This window comes from Pseudomonas sp. 15A4, from assembly GCF_016925575.1.
Lineage (GTDB): Bacteria > Pseudomonadota > Gammaproteobacteria > Pseudomonadales > Pseudomonadaceae > Aquipseudomonas.
Window position 1 is genome coordinate 1,513,913 of the sequence record NZ_CP068986.1, and the last position, 20,866, is coordinate 1,534,778.

Annotated in this window: 15 protein-coding genes, 1 tRNA gene and 5 pseudogenes; 7 read left to right on the forward strand and 14 right to left on the reverse strand. The window is 57.5% G+C overall.

All coding sequences use genetic code 11. The features are described 5' to 3' along the window. Positions 1–57 precede the first annotated feature (57 nt). Positions 58–1,065 (reverse strand): annotated as a pseudogene (locus JN403_RS06740) (phage major capsid protein, P2 family); the annotation flags it as partial. A 1-nt stretch (position 1,066) separates the two neighbouring features. Beyond that, positions 1,067–1,974, reverse strand: a pseudogene (locus JN403_RS06745) (GPO family capsid scaffolding protein). A 162-nt stretch (positions 1,975–2,136) separates the two neighbouring features. Between JN403_RS06745 and JN403_RS06750 the strand changes: the two are divergent. The 3 genes and pseudogenes from JN403_RS06750 (at position 2,137) to JN403_RS06760 (ending at position 5,301) form a co-directional block, all read left to right on the forward strand. Further along, positions 2,137–4,199 (forward strand): annotated as a pseudogene (locus JN403_RS06750) (terminase family protein). Beyond that, positions 4,111–4,974, forward strand: coding sequence for a phage portal protein (locus JN403_RS06755; protein ID WP_240356941.1), 864 nt, complete (start codon positions 4,111–4,113; stop codon positions 4,972–4,974). The pseudogene JN403_RS06750 and the gene JN403_RS06755 overlap by 89 nt, the downstream one beginning before the upstream one ends. A 66-nt stretch (positions 4,975–5,040) precedes the next feature. Continuing rightward, complete coding sequence (locus JN403_RS06760) at positions 5,041–5,301, forward strand: ogr/Delta-like zinc finger family protein (protein WP_122536546.1); 261 nt, start codon at positions 5,041–5,043, stop codon at positions 5,299–5,301. A gap of 852 nt (positions 5,302–6,153) precedes the next feature. Here the strand turns inward: JN403_RS06760 and JN403_RS06765 are convergent. From JN403_RS06765 to JN403_RS06790, 8 genes are all read right to left on the reverse strand, one after another. Next, on the reverse strand, positions 6,154–6,450 hold the full coding sequence (locus tag JN403_RS06765; RefSeq protein ID WP_122536547.1) for a hypothetical protein: 297 nt from the start codon (positions 6,448–6,450) through the stop codon (positions 6,154–6,156). 63 nt (positions 6,451–6,513) lie between these two features. Further along, positions 6,514–6,765 carry a hypothetical protein gene (locus JN403_RS06770; RefSeq protein WP_122536548.1) on the reverse strand — a complete coding sequence of 84 codons (252 nt, stop codon included), beginning with the start codon at positions 6,763–6,765 and terminating at the stop codon, positions 6,514–6,516. Then, entirely contained in the window at positions 6,765–7,124 is a 360-nt protein-coding gene (locus tag JN403_RS06775; protein ID WP_122536549.1) for a hypothetical protein, read from the reverse strand. Before JN403_RS06775 ends, JN403_RS06770 begins: the two co-directional genes overlap by 1 nt. A gap of 30 nt (positions 7,125–7,154) precedes the next feature. Further along, on the reverse strand, positions 7,155–7,445 hold the full coding sequence (locus JN403_RS06780; RefSeq protein WP_205486414.1) for a hypothetical protein: 291 nt from the start codon (positions 7,443–7,445) through the stop codon (positions 7,155–7,157). 489 nt (positions 7,446–7,934) lie between these two features. Then, complete coding sequence (locus JN403_RS25320; RefSeq protein WP_240356833.1) at positions 7,935–9,332, reverse strand: hypothetical protein; 1,398 nt, start codon at positions 9,330–9,332, stop codon at positions 7,935–7,937. Further along, positions 9,256–10,218 (reverse strand): toprim domain-containing protein, encoded by a 963-nt coding sequence (locus JN403_RS25325; RefSeq protein ID WP_240356835.1) that lies wholly within the window; start codon positions 10,216–10,218, stop codon positions 9,256–9,258. Before JN403_RS25325 ends, JN403_RS25320 begins: the two co-directional genes overlap by 77 nt. 133 nt (positions 10,219–10,351) lie before the next feature. After that, on the reverse strand, positions 10,352–10,588 hold the full coding sequence (locus tag JN403_RS25330; protein WP_240356837.1) for a hypothetical protein: 237 nt from the start codon (positions 10,586–10,588) through the stop codon (positions 10,352–10,354). An 11-nt stretch (positions 10,589–10,599) separates the two neighbouring features. Next, positions 10,600–10,833, reverse strand: coding sequence for a hypothetical protein (locus JN403_RS06790; RefSeq protein WP_205486416.1), 234 nt, complete (start codon positions 10,831–10,833; stop codon positions 10,600–10,602). A 92-nt stretch (positions 10,834–10,925) separates the two neighbouring features. On the opposite strand from JN403_RS06790, the gene JN403_RS06795 reads away from it, so the two are divergent. Genes JN403_RS06795 through JN403_RS25335 form a run of 4 tightly spaced genes read left to right on the forward strand, consistent with a single transcriptional unit; the run spans position 10,926 to position 13,227 of the window. Then, a complete protein-coding gene (locus JN403_RS06795) occupies positions 10,926–11,165 on the forward strand; it encodes a helix-turn-helix transcriptional regulator (protein ID WP_205486418.1) in 240 nt (79 codons plus the stop codon). A gap of 52 nt (positions 11,166–11,217) precedes the next feature. Continuing rightward, a complete protein-coding gene (locus tag JN403_RS06800; RefSeq protein ID WP_205486428.1) occupies positions 11,218–12,276 on the forward strand; it encodes a tyrosine-type recombinase/integrase in 1,059 nt (352 codons plus the stop codon). Then, on the forward strand, positions 12,251–12,565 hold the full coding sequence (locus JN403_RS06805) for a hypothetical protein (RefSeq protein ID WP_205486436.1): 315 nt from the start codon (positions 12,251–12,253) through the stop codon (positions 12,563–12,565). The genes JN403_RS06800 and JN403_RS06805 overlap by 26 nt, the downstream gene beginning before the upstream one ends. Then, positions 12,556–13,227, forward strand: a complete 672-nt coding sequence (locus tag JN403_RS25335; protein ID WP_240356839.1) for a hypothetical protein — start codon at positions 12,556–12,558, stop codon at positions 13,225–13,227. The genes JN403_RS06805 and JN403_RS25335 overlap by 10 nt, the downstream gene beginning before the upstream one ends. A gap of 110 nt (positions 13,228–13,337) precedes the next feature. Here JN403_RS25335 and JN403_RS06815 read toward each other — a convergent pair. The 4 genes and pseudogenes from JN403_RS06815 to dnaG form a co-directional block, all read right to left on the reverse strand. Next, positions 13,338–13,414 (reverse strand) — tRNA-Ile (locus JN403_RS06815). A gap of 15 nt (positions 13,415–13,429) precedes the next feature. Beyond that, positions 13,430–16,385 (reverse strand): annotated as a pseudogene (locus JN403_RS06820) (EAL domain-containing protein); the annotation flags it as partial. Positions 16,386–16,813: 428 nt separating this feature from the next. Further along, positions 16,814–18,658 carry an RNA polymerase sigma factor RpoD gene (gene rpoD / locus JN403_RS06825; RefSeq protein ID WP_205486444.1) on the reverse strand — a complete coding sequence of 615 codons (1,845 nt, stop codon included), beginning with the start codon at positions 18,656–18,658 and terminating at the stop codon, positions 16,814–16,816. Positions 18,659–18,725: 67 nt separating this feature from the next. Further along, positions 18,726–20,692 (reverse strand): annotated as a pseudogene (gene dnaG, locus JN403_RS06830) (DNA primase). Positions 20,693–20,866 lie beyond the last annotated feature (174 nt).

Sequence of the window (20,866 nt, forward strand, 5' to 3'; positions counted from 1 at the left end):
TGGTACCGGAGCTTGAGCGGCTCGGACGGGAGCTGCCGGTGGTGGGGGGTTATAGGCCTCCACATTTTCCGTGAGGGCGAATTTTTCCAGCTGCTCGATCACGTAGCCCTCGTTGCGGCTGTTGTAGTCCTCAACACGCGACCGCCTTGGGTTGTCGATGGTTTGCTTACGCCAGCTGGAGTCCTGGAAGTAAATCGAAAGGTTGTCGAAGCTGGTGACCATCACCGCATTGACCGGGAAAAAGGGCACGCTGAAGCTCGGCAGACCGCCGTAGGTCGCGATCACCTGGGCGTCTTCGATGCGTTCTTTTTCGGTCGGTGTATTGCCCTGTTTGGCGTACAGCTTGGCCTTGTCTGCTGCCAGCAGATCACTGCCGATGATGGCGACCAGATCGCCGCCGTCGCGCAAGCGCTCGTCGACCAGTTGCTTAGTGTCATGCACCAGGGCATCAAGGTTGGCGTAGTCGCCGCCTTCGCCGATGGTGACCTTGCCGTCCTCTTTGCCGTGGGTCAGAACCTGCTCTGGGATTTGGTCGCGAGCAATCTGGAGCCAGCCCACGTTGACGTCCTGCAGCATTGGGTTGGCGGTCAGATCTGTCTGTGCTGCGGCGCTTACGCCATGGAAGCCCACCATGATGCGGTCGAGCGCGATCTGTTTCTGCACGGCGGCGGAATACTTCTGCGCAAAGTCGGGAAACTTGGCCCAGGCATCGATTTTTGCGTATTCCAGGCTGACATCCGACTCTGTTGAAAACAGCTCATAGGTGCTGTCATCGAGAGCCGACCCATCCTTCGCTTCACGGTCTTTGGTTTTAGTGTCGGTGCGGCCAGTCACTGGGCCTGACATACCCAGGAAGACCTTCTGCCCTTTGATCTCGGTCACGCCGATGACATTGATGCGCTGGAGAAAGTCGGATTTGGCAGTGATTGACTCGTTCAGCTCCTGAGCGATCGACGGCTCAACGCTGAACATCTTCGTGGCCAACTCGACGCCATACGTTTCGGCGATATCGAGCTGCATCTGGGCGTACAGTCTGGCGCCCAGGGTGCTTAGATTTTGAGCCATGTCAGAGCACCCGCACTTTTTGTGGGTCGGCGGCACTGGTGGTGCGCGGCAGGTGACGGCCTTTCGGGCTGTCGAGCAGGCTGTTGAATTTCGCATCAAGCTCGGCGACGGCGGCCAATACGGCTTTGTTGCTCGCGCTCTGCTGGCTCAACTGCTTGTCTTCTCCGGCGGTGGTCACCACCTCATCAACTGCGGTTTGCACGTCGGCGACTTGCTCTGAGTCGGCTTTGACGTTGCCTTCGATCATCGCTTGAATGCCAGCAGTGACGGCCTGCTGTTGTTCAACCAGGCTCTTGAGTGCCTTAGCTGTGGCTTCATCCATCGGGGATTTGCTCTCGGTAGGGGGTTCGTTTGCGGCGGGGGCTGGCTGATCGCTGCTGAAGCGCTTGAACAGGCTGGCCAACATCGCAGTCAGCTTGCCCATCTCGCCCTGAGGCGGGTCATCGCTCAGTGGGCCGATCTCGACAGAGGCTCCGTAGTAGGCGTCTTTGCCGGTTTTCTTCGAAAAGTAGAGTTCTTGTGTGCCCAGGCTGGCGGGGAGTCGGTGACGGCAAGGCCTGTCAGGTAGGCTTTGCCGGTGCCAGCGAAGTTGGGCGTGATCTCGATGCTGGAAAACAGCTTTTCGCCCTGGTCATTCAAGGACAGCAGCCGGTCGTTTGGCTTGAGTTGGGCCTCAAGTGCGACTTGGCCGGCGTCCAGGTCTTCACCTTCTTCTATCAGGCGTACGGCAAACACGGTTCCGTGCGAGCCGAACCAGCGCTCATGCTCACACCAGATGACGGCGGTGAATTTCGACGGCGCGTAGGTCTCGGCGATGTCCCGCAGTTCCTGGGGCAGGATCTCGCGACCGTCGACGGTAGGGCCGCTGGTGGCAACGCGTTTCCAATACGAAACAAGTGAACGGGGCATGGAGGTGAATAGCGCTCATCGGTGGTCTGAGCCACCAAGATAGGGAGGCGAAGACAGTCAAACAAACAGTTGTCTTGCGCGCTCCTCCTACATGCAAGATGTAGGTCATTCGCAGAAATTAACCCCGCGTTCGGGCTGATTTCGCCGCATAGACTTCGGCCCATGTACTACGCCAACGAAGTTAAAGAAGCCGCCAAACGTTTGTTCCTGCGCCGCCACAAGGCCAAGGAAATTCAGGCGCAGCTCAACCTGCCGAACATCCGCATCGTCTATTACTGGATCCGCCAGGGCGGCTGGGAAGACATGCTGTGCGATGAAGAGCCACTGACTGCCGTCAGCCGGCGCATTACGCTGCTGCTGGAAAAGCACGCGCCGCTGAGCAAGGGTGAACTGGACGAGCTCGACCGCCTGACGACCGTCCGCGAACGGCTTGCTAAACAGTGCGCCAAACCCGCCGCCATGGCCGTTGCCGAAAACACAGAGGAGCCAGGCCAGCGACGAGGTGATGAAAGGGGAAACCGTCGGGAGCGCGCGGACCGTGGCAGTAAGGGTGGGGGCAAGCGGGAAAAGAAGATCAAGAACGACGTCAGCGAGCTGACCGAAGTCGACTTTCTCGACAAGTTCATCAGCAAGATGTATGCCTACCAGAAGGAGCTGTTTGCCGCGAAGCAGAACCCCTGACGGCGCGGATCCGCAACATTCTGAAAAGTCGGCAGGTCGGCCTGACCTACTATTTCGCCGGTGAAGCGTTCATGGATGCGGTGCTGACTGGCGAAAACCAGATTTTCCTCTCGGCCAGCCGAGCCCAGTCGGAGATCTTCCGCAGCTACATCATCTCCTTTGCCCAGGAATGGTTTGGTCTGGAGTTAACCGGCAATCCGATCGTGCTCAGCAAGGACGGCAAGCCGTGGGCTGAGCTGCGCTTTTTGAGCACCAACAGCAGTACCGCCCAGGGCCATCATGGTCACGTCTACGTCGACGAATATTTCTGGATTCAGAACTTCGAGAAGCTGAACACCGTTGCCTCGGCGATGGCGACCCATAAGAAGTGGCGCAAAACCTATTTCTCGACACCCAGCGCGGTGTCGCACCAGGCCTATCCGTTCTGGAGTGGCGAGAAATTCCGCAACAGCAAGCGCAAAAAGGCCAAGGACCCATGGCCTGGCGCGCAGCAGATCGCCGGCGGGGCGCTGTGTCCGGACGGCCAGTGGCGCAAGGTCATTACCATCCTCGACGCGATCGCCGGAGGCTGTGATCTGTTCGACCTTGAGCAGCTGCAGCTGGAGTACGACGAGGACACGTTCGAGCAGCTGTTCATGTGCAAATTCATCGACAGCACGCAGAGCGCGTTCAGCCTGGCTGATCTGGAGCGATGCTATTCGGATCTGTCGCTGTGGACGGACTACGACCCTGACGACCCACGCCCATTTGGTAACAGCCCGGTCTGGATCGGCTACGACCCAAGTCGAACGCGGGACGACGCCACATGCGTGGTCATTGCGCCGCCGCTGGAAACGGGCGGCAAGTTCCGCATCCTGGAGAAACACAGCTGGCGTGGCCAGTCCTTCAAGTACCAGGCCGAGCAGGTCAAGAAGCTGACCGAGCGCTTCAACGTGCAGCACATCGGTATCGACACCACCGGCATCGGCTATGGCGTCTTCGACCTGGTGCGCGACTTCTACCCGCGCGCTACCTCGATCCACTACAGCCTTGAAACCAAAAATACGTTGGTGCTCAAAGCGCAGGACACGATCCAGGGGAGTCGTATCGAGTGGGACGCCGGCTGGAGCGATATCGCCCAAGCATTCCTGACGATCAAGCGCGGCACCACTGGCAGCGGCCAGGTGACCTACAGCGCCTCGCGCACCGACGCCACAGGCCATGCGGACATCGCCTGGGCCGTCATGCATGCGCTGGCCAACGAACCCCTCAACACCAACAAGCAGCGGCGCAGCCGCTATGCCCTCACCGGATCAACACACAATGGATCAACGCAACACTCAGCCGGCACCGCCAGCGGCGTCCGCGCCCATGCGGGCGTTCTCGTTCGGGGCCCCGGAGCAAGTGCTTACCGGGAACATCGGCCAGTACCTGGGCGTGTTCGCCAGCAACGACGGGCGCCTGTACACGCCGCCGGTGTCCCGCCCCGGGCTGGCCAAGCTGCTCAAGGCCAACGCACACCACGGCGCCATCCCGGGTTTCAAGCGCAACCTCTTGCTGCGTGAGTTCATGCCATCAGTGGGCTTCACCTTCGCGACGATGAGTCGCGCAGCGCTCGACTTCAACGTGTTCGGCGAGGCCTATCTCTACCGCAAGCCCAATGCGTTTGGCCAGGTGCTGGAGATGGAACACCTGCCGGCCATCAACATGCGCGTGAAGATTGGCGGCGGCTTCGTCCAGTTGCTGGCCAGCGGCAAAGAAGTGGAGTTCGACCAGGACGAGGTGGAGCACATCCTCAACTACGACGTGGAACAGAACATCTACGGCGTGCCCGACTACTTGGGCGGCCTGCAGGCGCTTTTGCTCAACGAAGCGGCGACCCTCTTCCGCCGGCGCTACTACAGCAACGGCGCGCATGCGGGGTACATCTTCTATACCAACGATCCGGACTTGTCTGAAGACGACGAAAACGAGTTGAGAGCCCAGATCAGTGCGAGCAAAGGGGTTGGCAATTTCCGATCGCTGTTCGTCAACATCCCGGGTGGCTCTGAGAAAGCCATTCAGATCATCCCTGTCGGTGACTTCCAAGCAAAGGACGAATTGGAGAAGGTCAAGAACATCACCCGCAACGATATCATCGCCGCGTGGCGTATGAACCCAGCACTGGCGGGAATCATCCCGGAGAACAACGCGGGATTTGGAGACATCGAGAAGATTGACCGGGTGTATACCAGCAACGAGATACGGCCGATTTGCCAGTTGTTCAATCAGGTGAATGACAGCCTTCGAGCTGATCGTCGGATCAACTGGCGAGATGTTGAGGCAGAACCGAAGGAATAGCGCGTCAGTTAGATTGGGTCTCAGTTATGGCAAAATAGTGCCTTATCAGGAACTTCGGAGGCTTACGTGCGGGTGAATTGCAGAGAGTGTGGGGGGAAGGGGCGGATCGGATCGCGTGATGAACAGTCGATTGATTTCGCCAAGCTCTATTGCCAGTGCTTGGCGCCTACCTGCGGGCACACGTGGGTGGCGCATTTAACGTTCGACCATACGTTAAGTCCTTCAGCACAAGCGGTCGACCGGTTGATATTCGACCGCTTGCGTGAAATGCCGAAGGCTTTGCAGCGGGACCTGTTTAATCAGTTGGGTATACAAGAACTTCGGTAGTTCAGCAGCTCTTTTTCAAGCTGGGCGAAGCGTCGAAGACTGTACATTCCATATTCAGTTAATCCTAACTTACCTCTCTCGGAAAGCTGGGTTCCGGATGTTGCGATATCAATTACCAGCGCGAAGTGGTGTCCGCATTCCTCAACTTCTTCGCATAGCTCGTTCAATTTGGAAACTGCTGGGCTCATAACTGCGCTCCGGTTTTCATTCAGTTAACCCTGCCGAGTCTAGGTACTGAATTTTTGTCGCGTCAAGATTTTTGTCTGATTGACTGGGCGGGAAGGTTCAGATTAAAGCCCTGATTTCCCGCTGCGTGCAGGCCGTCGCATAGGGAATTTGCAGATATTTCTTAACTGGCTGTAAGAATTGAGAGGGATTATTAAAAGTAAAGGATGCCGAAGCATCCTTACTTTTAATAAAGTTGGTGAAGTGTTGCTTCCCAGGGTGCCTCAAGAACTTGCACTTGATTCACTCGCTCGCTTTTATGCTTCAATTCCTTCGCTAACATGTATTCACTTGCGGGTATGCGAGGCGCCATTTCGTGCTGTCGGCGCTGGCAACCATCTGGCAATGTCGATTCTTGATGTTTCGAATGCTCAATGAACTATGCAGTCTTTGCAGCCGCATTCGGATCGGGGTCGCCCCATCGACTTGCACCAGTCGTGGCCGGCGGGGGTGGCCATTATCGGGGTGCCGCAGGAAATGCACTCGAACATCCGGTGCTCCAGGCGGGGCTTAAATACGCTTTGTGCGGCTCCCCTGAACTTGATTGAGCAGCCAGGCGTAAAAGGGCACAGCGTGCTCGCGTCTACCTCGGAGCCTTGTGATTCGGTGTGTTGAGCGTGGTTTGAATCAAAAGACATAATGTTGCTCCTCGTTGAATGGGGTACTTGCTGCAGGCTGACCCAACAGATCCGCGACGACGGCAGCGTCGCGACTGCTGAGGTCACCCATCCGGTGTGCCTGATCGGCGAGGCATTCCAGCCGCTGCCGGGCGTCCGGTGTTTTGTGGATCTGGTAGGCGATCAATGCCGCGCCTACGACCGCGATCGCCACAAACGGGCGGGGTGGCTTGGTTGTCGTGGATGTTTCTGACTTCAGCAGGGTGCTATTCTTGCCGCCGCTGCTGCTCGGGTACTGTGCTCTCATACGGTATTGCTCCTTGGTGGTAGTGGGTGTCGAGGAGCGCCAACTCCTCGACACCGGTTTCATTCAGGCTTCCCGCAATGGGCTGGCCGTGAATATCGGGCGCATGTCGCGCTGTACTTCAAACATCCCCAAGTCCTGCCCGTCCACATCTGCTAAATGCACCAGGCTCATTGCTGTGGGTGCTTCGGTGGGGCGGTTGCGCCAGAAATCGCTTGCTGTCAATTCAGCCAGACTTGCTGGCGTGCATTCGTGGACGTATCGAGTGGGCAATGTCAGCAGGCTGGAAACGCCGTTCACGCTGTAATGAATGTCCATTACGGCAGCACTCCCTCAGCCCACTGCTGCACCAGCCTGTTCCAGATGGCCGGGCCATCGGCGACCCTCATGTGCACCTCCATTTCGGGCTGATAGTCGAGCTCGAGCACGTCCAGGCAATCCCGGAAAACTGAAAGGTCCAAGGCGCGCAGCTCGGTCAGGTCAAATGGATAGTCCTGACCGTTGTAAAGGCCGAGTAGAAAAACCCCGACGATCCGACCTTGCCCTGTACCGCTGCTGGCAATCTCGACCAGACGCTGCAGCGCGGCTTCGCCGGTTTGAATAATCAACGGGCGCGCCTGCTGGTATCTCATCGCTTCGGCCAGCGCGGTAGGTAGGGCCTTGATGTTTGGCTTCATGGTGTTGCTCCTTCAAAGATGGTTTCGGAATCAGGCTTGGCGCACCAGGTGGACGATAAGGTCGTCCGGGAACTGGACGTTGTCGTTGTCTCGCAACTCCATCACTGCCTGGATCTGCAGGCGCGTGCAGTCGTCGGCCAGAAAGTGGCGATCGCCGGACTCCGCACACCGCTGCAGCTGCATCAGAAAGTAAGGCGTCGTGCAGCAATTGCCGACGATGATCGGGGCGGTGACGCCTTGTTGTTTCAGCTCAGCCTGGATGGTCTGCAGCTGAGTGGTTTTGCCGGATCCGGACTGGCCGGTGATGACTTCGACTTGCATGTTGTGGCTCCTTTGTTGGTGGTGTCCTGGGTGTTGCTAGGGTTTCATCGGTGCGGGCGTGTCAGACAATTGCATCCAGCCGACCCGTTTCCGCGTGAGGGGGTAAGCAGATGTGGAATTTCTGAACTATTGCCGGAGCAGCTAGGCTTAGGCCCCCAATTTTGCTGGGGCGAACTGGTCGGAAAAGTAGTTCAGTGCTGCTGAACTGTTCTGAACTATTGGGTTGTGGATAGATTGCTGCAGGACACGCCAGCTGTGGCCTGCAGCTGATCTGTGCGGAAAGACGAAAAATGAACTGTTTGTGAACTACAAAGTAGTTCGGCGCCTTCCAGCAACATTCCAGTAGGGAGAAACTGTAACTAACTGAAATCATTGATAAATACTCCAATAGTTCAAAAATTACAGACATCCCATGGTTCAACACGCAAAACCTATCCTCCAAGGCCTCACGGAATACAGATTCGACGAAAGGCATTGAAAATCAGACGGTTATGAAGATTTTTTAAATATCCAGCAGTTGATGGTGCGGCGCTCCAGCCGTGAATAAGCCTTCCGGGTTTCCACGAACTGAAAAGAGGTGCTTTGTGGCAGTGCCCGATGTAGCTGCGTCCGGGTAAGGACCTCCTGGCCCGCTTTGCGACATGCGTCCTGGAAGTGCTCGATGTTTATCGCGATCACTCCCCGCTCGTTGCTGTGGTTGAGGGTTTCGTGGGTCTCTTCCCGTTCGCCCTTTTCATCGATGGTCTTCACGACCCTCTCATTCAGGTAGTGGTAGATCTGCCAGAACGCTGCAGCATCCGGGTGCTCCGATCGGCATCGTTGCTGGCGGGCGATCGCACGCACTTCCAGATGAGTCGTCAGCGTCTCCGTCACCGCGTCCGTCCAGTCCGGGAAAAGCGCCTGCGTGGCGTATGCCGCTGCCAAAACTTGGGCGTGACACAGAACGATTCGGGCCTCGTTGACCCCTCCGACGGCCTGCAGGCGCTGTTCGAAGCGGGGGAATGCGTCGAAGTAGCGAGCCAGCCATTCCTTTTCAAACGCCAGGCACTTGCGCAGGTAGCCACCCAGATAGCTGGCATCCAGGCTTTTCAGACGATCCGCTTGCGGCTTCAGGGCCAGTGAGTGATGTTCTTTGGTGGCATGCAGGTGGACGATCCTGGAAAGAAACGCTTCTGAGCTGTCGACGCTCATGTTCTGCGAGATCATCAGTGCCCCTCGCCACAGGTTGACCCGAGTCTCGTTACCGGCGGTTTTAGCGCCAGTCACACGCAGCTTGGCGTGATGATCAAACAGGGTCTTCAGTTCGTCCCAGTTGAACTGCACCGCAACCTTGCGCCCTTGGCTGTCGGTGTATTCCTTGTCCGACTCGATCAGCACCACAGGCATGTTGCTGACCTCGGCGAACGATCGCGAGAGACCGACCGCACTGGCGCCAGTCCCGCTGGGCCTAATGCCTTCCTCGTTGTCGCGGCCGCATAGCTGCCAGAGGAAGCGCAGTAAGGTGGATTTGCCCGCACCCGGCTCGCCTGTGAGCTCACAGAAGGTGAACGACCCTTGCTTGGCGCTGATCTGCTGCACGAACAGCGATGCGGTCCACCAGGACAATGCGGCCAAGCCGTTGAGGTTGTGCACGGCATAGAAGTCTTCGAACCATTCCGGATCGAAGTCGGCGCCGCGCTCCATCTTGAAGTTGCCCAGCGCAGTCTTGATTCCGTTGCCGCGCAGCTCGATAAAGCCGTGGCTGTTGACCGGCAGCTCAATGCCTTTGCTGTAGCCGAAAGTTGGGTAGCAGTAGAGGCCTGAATCCTCGTCATACCCCACGAAGGGCAGGCTGCGCACCGTGCGGATGGCGCGGGTTTGGTCGTTGAGCCATTTCGCTTTGAGCATGGCCAGTACGCGCTCGCCGCCTTCGAAGTTGCCGCCCGGCGTGTGCTCGAGCAGCGATCGCGCAAAACCACGCGGATCGGTGATTGAGTTCGGGGCGAGGGGGCCTTGCAGCTGCGGCTCTTGTCCGGAAATTTGAAGTCGAAGAAGTAGCGCTGCTCGCCGGTGACGATGTCCTTCTCCAGGTACTCCAGATTCGGCACGCAGTTGGCCACGCTCCGAATCTTGACGTGCTTGAGGAAGATCTCGCGATTGCCGTCGACCTTTTCCTCCCCAGATCCATGCTCAGTTCAGCCTGGTTAACACTGGCGGAATACAGGCAGCTGCGAAACTCCATCAGGTAGAAGCTGGCGGGACGCTTCAGGTAAAGCAGATAGGCAAGCTTGCTGGTGCTCTCTGCCGTGAACAGCCGGCCCTGGTAGTACGCCTCCTTCAAGAAGGCCTCGTCCAGGTCGCCGTCGCGGTAGACGTCGTCCCAATCCCGATGGTCGCTCAGGGCAACGCAGCACAGCTCGCGGCGTTCGCGGATCTTGCCGAGGTATTTGGGGATGACGGCGTGTGCTGCAGGGTCATTGTCCAGGGCGACAACCCAAGTGATCAGCTTTTCCGTGTTCGCGTCGATGATGTTCCAGGGAAAGTTGCTCGCGCTGATCGAGGCGATCGCCTTGAATCCAGCCAAGTGCAAAGCGATGGCGTGGAAGATGCCCTCGACTATGTACACCCGATCGCTTTTCTCCAGCGTCTGCCCTGGCGGTACCCAGCCGTCGCCCTTGTAGGTCATGCCCTTTTTGATGCCGGCTTTGTCTCCGTTATTGGCCTTGACCGCCGTGGCGTCGATGATCCGCTCCCAATAGCCATTGCACAGGGGAAGCGCACGGTGTCGCCCCAACTCTCGTCGGCCAAGTGTCGGCGTGCCTGTTCGTACCAGCCCTTCATCTTTGTGATATCGAAGCCGCGGTTGCGCTGCAGGTAGGCGTCGGCCGTCGCGTTGGGGTTAGCCTCAGTTCGCGGAAAGCGCTGGCTCAGGTTCTCGAACAGATAGCTGTAGCGCTCCCGGGTTTTTCCTCGTAGCGGCATTGGTTCAAGCGGTTGCATTTCAGCTGGAACGGCTGCTTGCGAGCTATGAACAGCGTGCGCTGGCCACACCCTGGGCAGACGCCTTTCTGCAGATAGGTACCGTCGACCTTTTTGAAGTCCAGCTGCGGGTCGTGCTCTAGCGCGCTGACGACTTCGAGGCGGTAGATATCTTCGAATTGCATCAACCGTCCCCTCACACTTCAACGCGGATCTTGGCGGACGGACCGAGGACGCGCTCGGCTTGCTCTGCGGCCTCAATCGCCATGTGAACCATGTTGATGAGCACCGAAGATTTTGAGCCCTCGGTCTTCGGGCGTATCAGGAAATGGCCCAGTTCAATCTCTTTCCTAATCGCGGAGTCAGACTGCCCGGAGCGGCGGGCATACTCGCTTACGGTCACATATGGCGTGTCGATGCAGATCTTCATTCTGGTAACCTCTTGATCAGTATATGGGAAATAAGAACCTATATAGGATCTAATGGTGGGCCCTATATAGGGCCCTGTCAAGAGGGTTGAAAATGGATCTGGCTGAAAAGTTGAAAGCCATCAGAGCGAATGAGCAGGTAAGTCAGTCGGAAATTTGCCAACTGCTGGGGATGAGTCTCAGTACCTACAAAAAGTACGAAGGCGCGCTTTTCGAGATGGGGTATGGCGCCCTAACGAAGCTCACGCAGCATCCGAGATTTAAGAAATACACGCTTTGGCTGATGACTGATGATGTAGGGCCCGAGTGCGGACAGATCAGCCCGATTGAGTAAGTGACATTAATCGCATGGACGCGGATATGAGCAGGCAAGCTCGAGGTGGTAGATGTCGATCAAAAAGCTTGAGGATGGACGGTACGAAGTTGACTGCCGGCCAGAGGGTCGTAACGGGCCCAGGATCAGGAAGAAATTTCGTGCGAAGAACGAGGCGGTCGTATTTCAAAACCGTGTGATGGGAGAGGGCGCGAGAGGGGAGGTCACTAAGAAAGCCAAGCCAGAGACGCGCCGTCTGCAGGATCTGGTGACGCTTTGGTTCAGTCTCCATGGCCAGGCGCTCAAGACGGGAGAACAACGTCGCGACCTATTGGTGAGCATGGTGGACCGCATGGGCAATCCCAAAGCAGTGGAATTCAATGCTTCCCATTTTGCTCAGTACCGGGCCGAACGATCTGAGGGGAAACACTCGCGGTACATGCCCAAGGACAAGCCGGGTCGGCCTGTCAGTGCGAACATGCTGAATCATGAATTGGCTTACCTGCGCGCCGTGTTCAATGAGCTCGCGCGGCTGGGGGAGTGGGTACTGCCGAATCCTTTGGCGAATGTCCGTGGCCTCAAATTTGACGAAACCGAGATGGCTTACCTGCTCGATGACCAGATCGAGGCGCTGCTTGCTCACCTGGCGACGCTGGATGACGACACGTTGCTCATCTGCGAGGTGTGCCTGGCGACCGGAGCTCGGTGGGGTGAGTCGGAGGGGCTGCAGCTGCGCCAGGTGCGCAAGGGACGGATTCAGTACAGCAAGACCAAGTCGAGTCGGAACCGCACGGTGCCGATCGCCGAGGACCTGGAGAAACGGCTGGTGAAGGCCCTGCCGTTTAAGCCATCGTATGAGAGTTTTCGGCGGGCTGTGGATGCGCTGGATTTTGATCTGCCGGCGGGGCAGCTCACTCACGTGCTGCGGCACACCTTCGCCAGTCATTACATGATGAATGGTGGCGACATCATCACGCTTCAGAATGTCTTAGGTCATGCCACGTTGGCGATGACTCAGAAGTATGCGCATTTCAGTCCTGGGCATATGGCTGAGGTGATTGCCTTGAATCCACTAACAAAAATAAATCACCGTGAAGGTAGGGTATATGACGCAGAACAGCACTGTAAGTGAGGCATCTCGGTTGAGCGAGGAGCTTCTGGAAGAGATTGAGATGGGCAAATCCACCCTTACGCTAATCGCCATGAAAGCCAGTCGTCTGGCTCGTCTGATGGGTGACAGTGATACTCAAGAAATCTTGATGTACGAGGCAAATGGGTACCCGCACAAGAACGGCGCCCAAAATCAAGAGATGTGGCGGCTTGCGGGAATTGCCGGGCGTACCTTTCTTAAAAAAATGAGGAAGGGGAGGAGAGGAACTACTGCAATTTTGACTCAATCGAGCAGTTCGAAGTGGAAATAGCGTCCCTCAAGGCTCGAAGTTCGAAGCTCGAAGCTATGGCCTTTCGTCAAAACAATGCCACGTTGAAAACCAGGGTAGAAGCGTTGACTCAGAGGCGTTTGTTCATTCACCAGTACGTTTCGTCTGTTTATTTCGAGCTAAAGTATTCAGGAGTCGCTGGAGACGTTTTTGAACGGACCAGGGCGAAGGTTGATAAAAACGTTGGCGCCATCATCCCCTTGGCGGTTAAAAAATTTACAGCCGTCTATGAAAATTTGAAGTCTAAAAACGACGAGGACTGGTCTAACGCCGTTCACAGCTGCCGCAGAATTTTGCAGGATGCTGCTGACGCACTGTACCCCGCGCGGGCAGATAAGGTCGTCAAGGTTGGAGGCAAAGACAAGACAATCAAGTTGGGTCCCGACAACTACATCAACCGATTGATGGCCTACGTAGAAGAGAACGCGTCGTCAGGTCGTTTCGAGGAGATTGTGGGGTCGCACATTGGGTTTCTGGGCGAGCGGCTCGATTCAATTTTCAAGGCTGCGCAGAAGGGATCTCACGACGTCATCACGACTCAGGAAGAGGCCGACCGCTATGTGATCTACACCTACCTGGTGATCGGGGACATCTTGGATCTCAAAGCCGAGGTAGATGCCACTGCCAGCAAGGCGAGTGAATAGACACCCGACGTGGACAGTTTGTGGACACTTAGACGATATTTCGAGTGTGCCATGGCCCCTAAACGAACTCGCCAGAAACACGCAAGCCGCGCAATGCGCGGCTTTGATTATGGTGGGCCCACACGGACTCGAACCGTGGACCAAGGGATTATGAGTCCCCTGCTCTAACCAACTGAGCTATAGGCCCTCAGTAGGCCGCGGATTATAACGACGGTTTACGCGCTGTGCCATCCGAAACGTCTGAAACGGTTGTGCGAAGAAATGTCGCACAGAATTGCTCCGCGCGCAGGGGCGGGCTGACGAGGTAGCCCTGAATTTGTTCGCAGCCTTCGTCTGCCAGGAATTGCTGTTGCTCAAGCGTCTCGACGCCCTCTGCGATGACTGTCAGCTGCATGCTACGACCCAGCGCAATGATGGCGCGGACAATCGCCGCATCGTGGGGGTCATCAGGCAAGCCGCGCACGAACGATTGGTCGATCTTGAGGATGTCCAGCGGCAGGCGCTTGAGGTAACTGAGCGATGAGTAGCCGGTGCCGAAGTCGTCGATCGCCAGCTGTACGCCGAGTGTTTTCAGGCGATGCAGGACGGAAAGCGCCTCTTCGGTCTGCGACATGATGAAGTTTTCAGTGATTTCCAGTTGTAGACAGCCAGGTTGTAACTGGTGCTGGAGCAGCAGTCGTTCGATCTTGTTGACCAGATTGGGCTGACGCAATTGAGCGCCGGCAAGGTTTACCGACAGCGGGCCAAACACATCGTAGCGCTGGTTCCACTCGTGCAACTGCCGGCACGCCGTATCGAGCACCCATTCGCCGATCTGCAGGATCATGCCGTTTTCTTCTGCGAGCGGGATGAACCGTTCGGGTGGGACGTCGCCGAAAGTGGGGTGGAACCAGCGTATCAGCGCTTCGGCGCCGACTAGCCGGTGTGTCAGCAAACTGATTTTGGGTTGGTAGGAAAGGGTGAACTCGTTACGCTCGATAGCGCGCCGCAGCTCCTGTTCCAGGGCAATCCGCTCGCTGGCCTGAGCGGTCAGATCGCGGGTGTAGTGCTCGACCCGGTTGCGCCCCTTGGCCTTCGAGCGGTACATCGCCGCGTCGGCATTCTTGATCAGCGTGGCGACGTCCGCGCCGTCTGTGGGAAACAGCGCGCTGCCGATGCTGGTGCTCATGAAGAACTCGTGATCGCCCGCCTGAAACGGCGCCGAAAAACTGTTGAGCAGCTTGGTGGCGACGACTTCGGCGTCGGTCGGATTTTGCAGGCCCGGCAACAGGATGATGAATTCATCGCCACCGAGCCGCGCGACGGTGTCGATGTCGCGCAGGTTCTCCTTCAGGCGCACCGCAATGCTTTTTAATAGCAGGTCACCAACGGGGTGGCCGAGGCTGTCATTGATGTGCTTGAAGCGATCCAGGTCCAGAAACAACACCGCGCCGAGGCTGTAGGCCGCTCTTGAGTGGGTCAGCGCGGCGTGCAGTCGGCTTTCAAACAGCGTCCGGTTCGGCAGGCCGGTCAACGGGTCGTGGTGCGCCTGGTAGTCGAGGCGGGCCTGAGCCTGCTTCAGGCTGGAAATATCAGCGAACACCGCGACGAAGTGAGTGATGAACTTATCGCGATTGCGCACAGCGCTGATGGTCAGCCAGCTCGGATAGATCTCACCATTCTTGCGCCGGTTGCTGATCTCGCCCTGCCAATGACCCTCTGCTGTCAGTTGGTACCACATGGCGGCGTAGAACGCGCTGTCGTGAAGTCCGGATGCCAGCAATCGCGGCGTGTCGCCGAGCGCTTCCTGTTCGCTGTAGCCGGTGATTTCGCTGAAGGCCCGGTTGACTGCGTTGATCCGCTGTCGGGTGTCGGTGATCAATACGCCTTCCGCTGTGCTTTCGAATACCGTCGCGGCCAGTTGCAGCTTTTCCTGCATCTGATGGCGGTCGGTGATGTCACGCGCGATGGTGAGCATGCAGTCCTCACCGGCAATCGGCAGTGGCCGCGCGGAAATCTCGCACAGGCGGATCTGACCATCCCTGCGACGGATGTGGCTGGTAAAGTCCTTCACAAAGCCGTCGCGCCTCAACTGCTCGAGCAGTTGCTGTCGCTCGTTCAGGTCTACCCAGATGCCCAGGTCAAGGGTGGTACGGTCCAGCGACAGCGAGCTGTGATACCCGGTGATTCGGCTGAAACCGTCGTTCACCTCCACGAGCAATCCGTCGTTTTGCCGTGTAATCAGCAGGCCGTCTGGCGAAGAGTGAAACGCCTTTGCAAATTTCTCTTCGGACATCTGCAGCTGTTGCTGGGCCTCCTTGAGCGGCGTGATGTCCCTCACTACCAGAACCACTGCGGCAGTGGAGTCCAGATCAAAAGGCTCGGCTGACAGAAGCCCGGTGAACAGGCGGCCATCACTGCGCCGAAACGGCATTTCCAGATTGCGGATGCTGCCCTTCTGAAGGCGTTGCAGCAGACTGTGGCCGATGTCGGGAATACCCCAAATATTCAGCTCGGAAGGAACACGCCCTACGACGTCGGCCGGGCTGACGCCAATTTGCTCTGCAAATGCCGGATTGGCCTCCAGAAAGCAGCCGTCGGAAAGACGTGCGATGACCAGCATGTCAGGGCATTGAGCGAACACCGAGGCGAACTTCCCTTCCGACAGGCGCAGCGCTTCTTCGGTTTGCTTGGCTTCGCTGATGTCGATCATCAGCCCGCGCATCACGGGTTCTTGCCCATAGCCGATCATGCTCACAATGTCGCGGATCCAGACCACCCTGCCGTCGGCACTCAGGACTCGATAATCAACGCTGTGATCATTACCTTCCGCCACCTCGCGGTCGCAGTAGGTCTGTGCGTAGTCGACGTCCTCCGGATGAACGATGCTCCGCCAGAATCCGGGCCTCCGCCACTGGTGCAGCGGGTAACCCAACAAATCCTGAGCGTGGGGTGAGACGTAGTTGTAGGAGTAGTCGTGGGTATTGGCTTCCCACGCGATGGCCGAAAGGCTTTCGATCATCCCGCGATAGTGGTATTCAGCTGCTGCGCAGCTCCTGCTCAAGGGCAATTCGGCGAGAGATTTCCGAGCTGAGGCGACGGTTGATCCGCACCACAATGGCCAGCACCGTTATCAGAACCAGCAGCCCGGGCAGTCCGATCAGCAAAAACTCATGCCAGAGCTCGCTGCGTTCGCTGGCATGGATACCTGCCGGCAGTGCGACCGACGAATCCTTCAGGTCGTTGAATTGTTCTGGTGGGCGCGCTTGATCGACACTGACGAATCGGTCGCTGAGCAGGGGAGTGGATAAGTTGCGGCTTATACCGGCTGGATTTCTGGATTCTACGTCTTCGTTGGGCTGTAACCCTTGCTGCATCGCTTGCCCGTCATCTTCGTTGTGAAGCAATGCCTGGGCGGTCACTGCAGCGGGGGCGAGCAAGCACAAGAGAGCAATGGCCGGCATCCAGATCATGGCAGCCTCGGTGATTCATGGATGAGAATCAATCGAGTGTAGCCGCGCTGGACAACAGTGGCACTCTGCCGGAAATTTATTCCTTAAAACGCAAAACCCCCAGCAATGCCGGGGGTTTTGGTACGACGTGTCGCTTACTCGTCGAGGAACGAACGCAGGTGTTCGCTTCGCGTCGGGTGGCGCAGTTTGCGCAACGCCTTGGCTTCTATCTGACGGATACGCTCACGGGTAACATCGAACTGCTTACCGACTTCCTCAAGGGTGTGGTCGGTGTTCATGTCGATACCGAAACGCATACGCAGTACCTTCGCTTCACGGGCGGTGAGGCCCGACAGTACTTCGCGCGTCGCTTCTTTCAAGCTCTCTACCGTGGCGACATCGATTGGCGACTGCATGGTCGAGTCTTCGATGAAGTCACCCAAGTGCGAGTCTTCGTCGTCACCGATCGGGGTTTCCATGGAGATCGGCTCTTTAGCGATCTTCAATACCTTGCGGATCTTGTCCTCAGGCATTTCCATGCGTTCGCCCAGCTCTTCCGGCGTCGGTTCGCGACCCATTTCCTGCAACATCTGACGGGAAATACGGTTGAGCTTGTTGATCGTCTCGATCATGTGCACCGGAATACGGATGGTGCGTGCCTGGTCAGCGATCGAGCGAGTGATCGCCTGACGAATCCACCAGGTGGCGTACGTCGAGAACTTGTAACCACGACGGTATTCGAACTTGTCCACCGCCTTCATCAAACCGATGTTGCCTTCCTGGATCAGATCGAGGAATTGCAGGCCACGGTTGGTGTACTTCTTGGCGATCGAGATCACCAGACGCAGGTTAGCTTCAACCATTTCTTTCTTCGCGCGGCGGGCCTTGGCCTCACCGATCGACATCCGACGGTTGATGTCCTTAATTTCCAGGATGGTCAAGCCGGTTTCTTCTTCCAGCGCGGTCAGCTTTTGCTGGCAACGCTGAATGTCGGCCTGAAGACGACCAATGGCTTCAGCGTATTTGCTTTTGCCTTTGGCCAGCCCATCGGTCCAGCTCTGGTCAACTTCGTTGCCCGGGAACTGGCGCAGGAAGTCAGCGCGCGGCATGCGTGCGTCACGAACACACAGCTGCATGATGGCACGCTCTTGTGCACGCAGACGCTCTAGGGCACCGCGAACACGCTCAACCAGGCCTTCAAACTGTTTTGGAACCAGCTTGATCGGCATGAACAGCTCGGCCAGAGCCAGCAGTTCAGCGTTGGCCTGCTTGCTGCCGCGGCCGTGCTTTTTCAGCGCCTTGAGGGCAATGGCCATCTGGTCTGAAACGGCGCCGAAGCGCTGGGCGGCGATGACTGGGTCCGGGCCGCTTTCGACCTCGTCCTCTTCATCGTCGGAAGCGTCTTCCTCTTCGTCGTCAGCACCTTCAACCTTCTCGGCCTTCGGATCGACTGGCGGCGGGACTTCGGCTGGCGGCGCTATGCCGTCGTCCGGGTCGATATAACCGCTCAGGACGTCGGACAGACGACCGCCTTCGGTGGTGACGCGGGTGTACTCGGAGAGAATGTGCTCAACCGTGCCAGGGAAGTGCGCGATGGCGCCCATCACTTCACGGATGCCTTCTTCGATACGCTTGGCGATTTCGATTTCGCCTTCACGTGTCAGAAGCTCGACGGTACCCATCTCACGCATGTACATGCGCACTGGGTCAGTCGTGCGACCGATGTCGGTCTCGACCGCAGCCAACGCAGCAGCGGCTTCTTCAGCGGCTGCCTCGTCGGTGTCGGCGTCGGCCAACATAAGGGCGTCCGCATCCGGAGCACTCTCGTGTACGGGGATCCCCATGTCGTTGATCATGCGGATGATGTCTTCCACCTGCTCTGGATCTGAAATATCCTCAGGCAGGTGGTCGTTGACCTCTGCGTAAGTCAGATACTTCTGCTCACGACCCAGGGTGATCAACTCTTTGATACGAGACTGCTGTTGCGCTTTTCCGGACATAACACCCTATCCACTGAAGGTCTTGGCGGGCAAAAAACAAGCCGGGGATTATACCCGAGCTATGACCTCACACGCCAGTTGAGGTCGGGGTTTGTGCAGGAACTTTGCGATTTAACAGGTTGAGCAGCTGAACTTTTTCTTCCGCGCTCAGACCTGACTGCCGTTCCTTCCTGATCAATTGCTCCAGATGTCGCTCGCGTTGGCGGGCAGACAAGCTAGTTATAGTGTCGAAAAACTGTTGTTCAAGGTTATCGGCCGAGATCAGCCATTCCTTTTCCGCCAGTTGACGCAACAATCGTCCTTGATCGGTGCCATGCCAGCGGGCAATCAATTGCATGGTGCGCAGCTTCGGGTTTTTCTGTGTGGCGTCAATCAGTGCCACCAGAAGCTGCGAATACACGTTTTCTTCATCGGCGAACGTACTTGCGTTGGCAACCTGCGCCGACAGCTCAGGGTGGTGCAGTAGCGTTCTGAGTGCTGTCAGCGCCGGTGGCTCTACCGTCGCCGGTGTGCGTGGACCGCGAGGTTCGAAATCAGGACGCTTGCCGTTCTTGTCCCATTTCTTGCCTTTGTCCCACGGCTTCTTGTTCCATTTCTTCTGCTGACCGCCCGGCGCGTTCGGTGTCCATTCCTGCTGCGCCTGGTAATCGTGCTGCTGATAATCGCCGTAATCCGGTACGGCCTCGTAATCGAAGCCCGGATCGTAGCTGGGCTGAGCTTCCGCCGGGGCGGACTGCATCAACTGGTTGACCGCAGCGGTGTCCAGCCCGGTGATCTCTTTCAGTCGTCGGCGCATCAGCTCGCGCAAATTGGCGCCCGGCACTTTTTCGATCAGCGGCGCGGCCAGTGTCACCATGTGCGCCTTGCCTTCCAGGGAGCGCGGATCGGCCTCCTTGGTCAGTTGCTCGAAAAAATAGTCAGCCAGCGGTTGTGCGTGCTGGTTGATTCTCGCCTTGAACGCGTCAGTGCCTTCGGTGCGCACCAAGGTGTCGGGATCCTCCCCTTCGGGCAGGAACAGAAACCTGGCGCGCCGGCCGTCCTGCAAACCGGGAATCGTCGCTTCCAGTGCGCGCCAGGCAGCATTTCGGCCAGCCTGGTCACCATCGAAGCAGAACAGCACGTTCGGCACCACACGAAACAGCCGTTTCAAATGCTCTTCGCTGGTCGCCGTACCCAGCGTCGCGACGGCATTGCGCAAGCCCTGTTGGGCCAGTGCAATGACGTCCATGTAGCCTTCGACGACAATAATCTCGTCCAGGTTACGGTTAAATTTGCGAGCTTCGAATAAACCGTACAACTCCTGACCCTTATGAAACACCGGGGTTTCAGGAGAGTTCAGGTATTTGGGCTTGTCGTCGCCCAATACCCGCCCGCCAAATGCGATCACACGGCCGCGACTGTCGCGAATGGGGAACATCACCCGGTCGCGGAAGCGGTCGTAGCGTTTGCCGGTTTCGGCGTTTTCGATCAGCAAGCCGGCATCGATCATCGCCTTCTGCTGAAGAGTGTCGCTGCTAAGGTGCTTGTAGAGGTTGTCCCAGCCAGGAGGGGCGAAGCCCAGTCCGAAGTCGCGGGCAATCTCACCTGACAGGCCACGGCCTTTCAGGTATTCCACCGCAGATTTTCGCGTTGGATGGCTCTTGAGCGCGGCCCGGTAAAAATCGGCGGCGGCTGTTAATAGAGGGTAGAGCGGCGAATCGGTAGGCTGTCGGGGCTTTTGCCCTTTGACGCCTTGTTCGCGAGGGACTTCCATCCCGGCCGCTTTGGCCAGGTCCTCGACGGCCTGGGGAAAATCCAGGTTGTCGTGGTCCATGATGAAGCCGAGGGCATTGCCACCCGCGCCACAGCCGAAGCAGTAATAGAACTGTTTGTCCGGGCTGACGCTGAACGACGGTGTCTTCTCTTTATGGAAAGGACAACAGGCGCTGAAGTTCTTGCCGGTCTTTTTAATTGAACGCGTGAGCTGACAACATCGACGATGTCGGTGCGGTTCAGTAGGTCGTCAATAAAACCTTGGGGAATCAGTCCGGCCATGGCGTTCTCATCATCAGGCGCCCCGCCAGAAAGATCGTGGCGAATCCAAACCGTAACGACGGTTGCTTGGTCAGTGTAGACGGGTCAACGCGGCCTGAATCAGGCTGGAAGAAATCGACGGGGTTTGTCTCGGTCGCATCTGCGGCGTCAACAGCCTCTGTCTTGTGTTGCTTG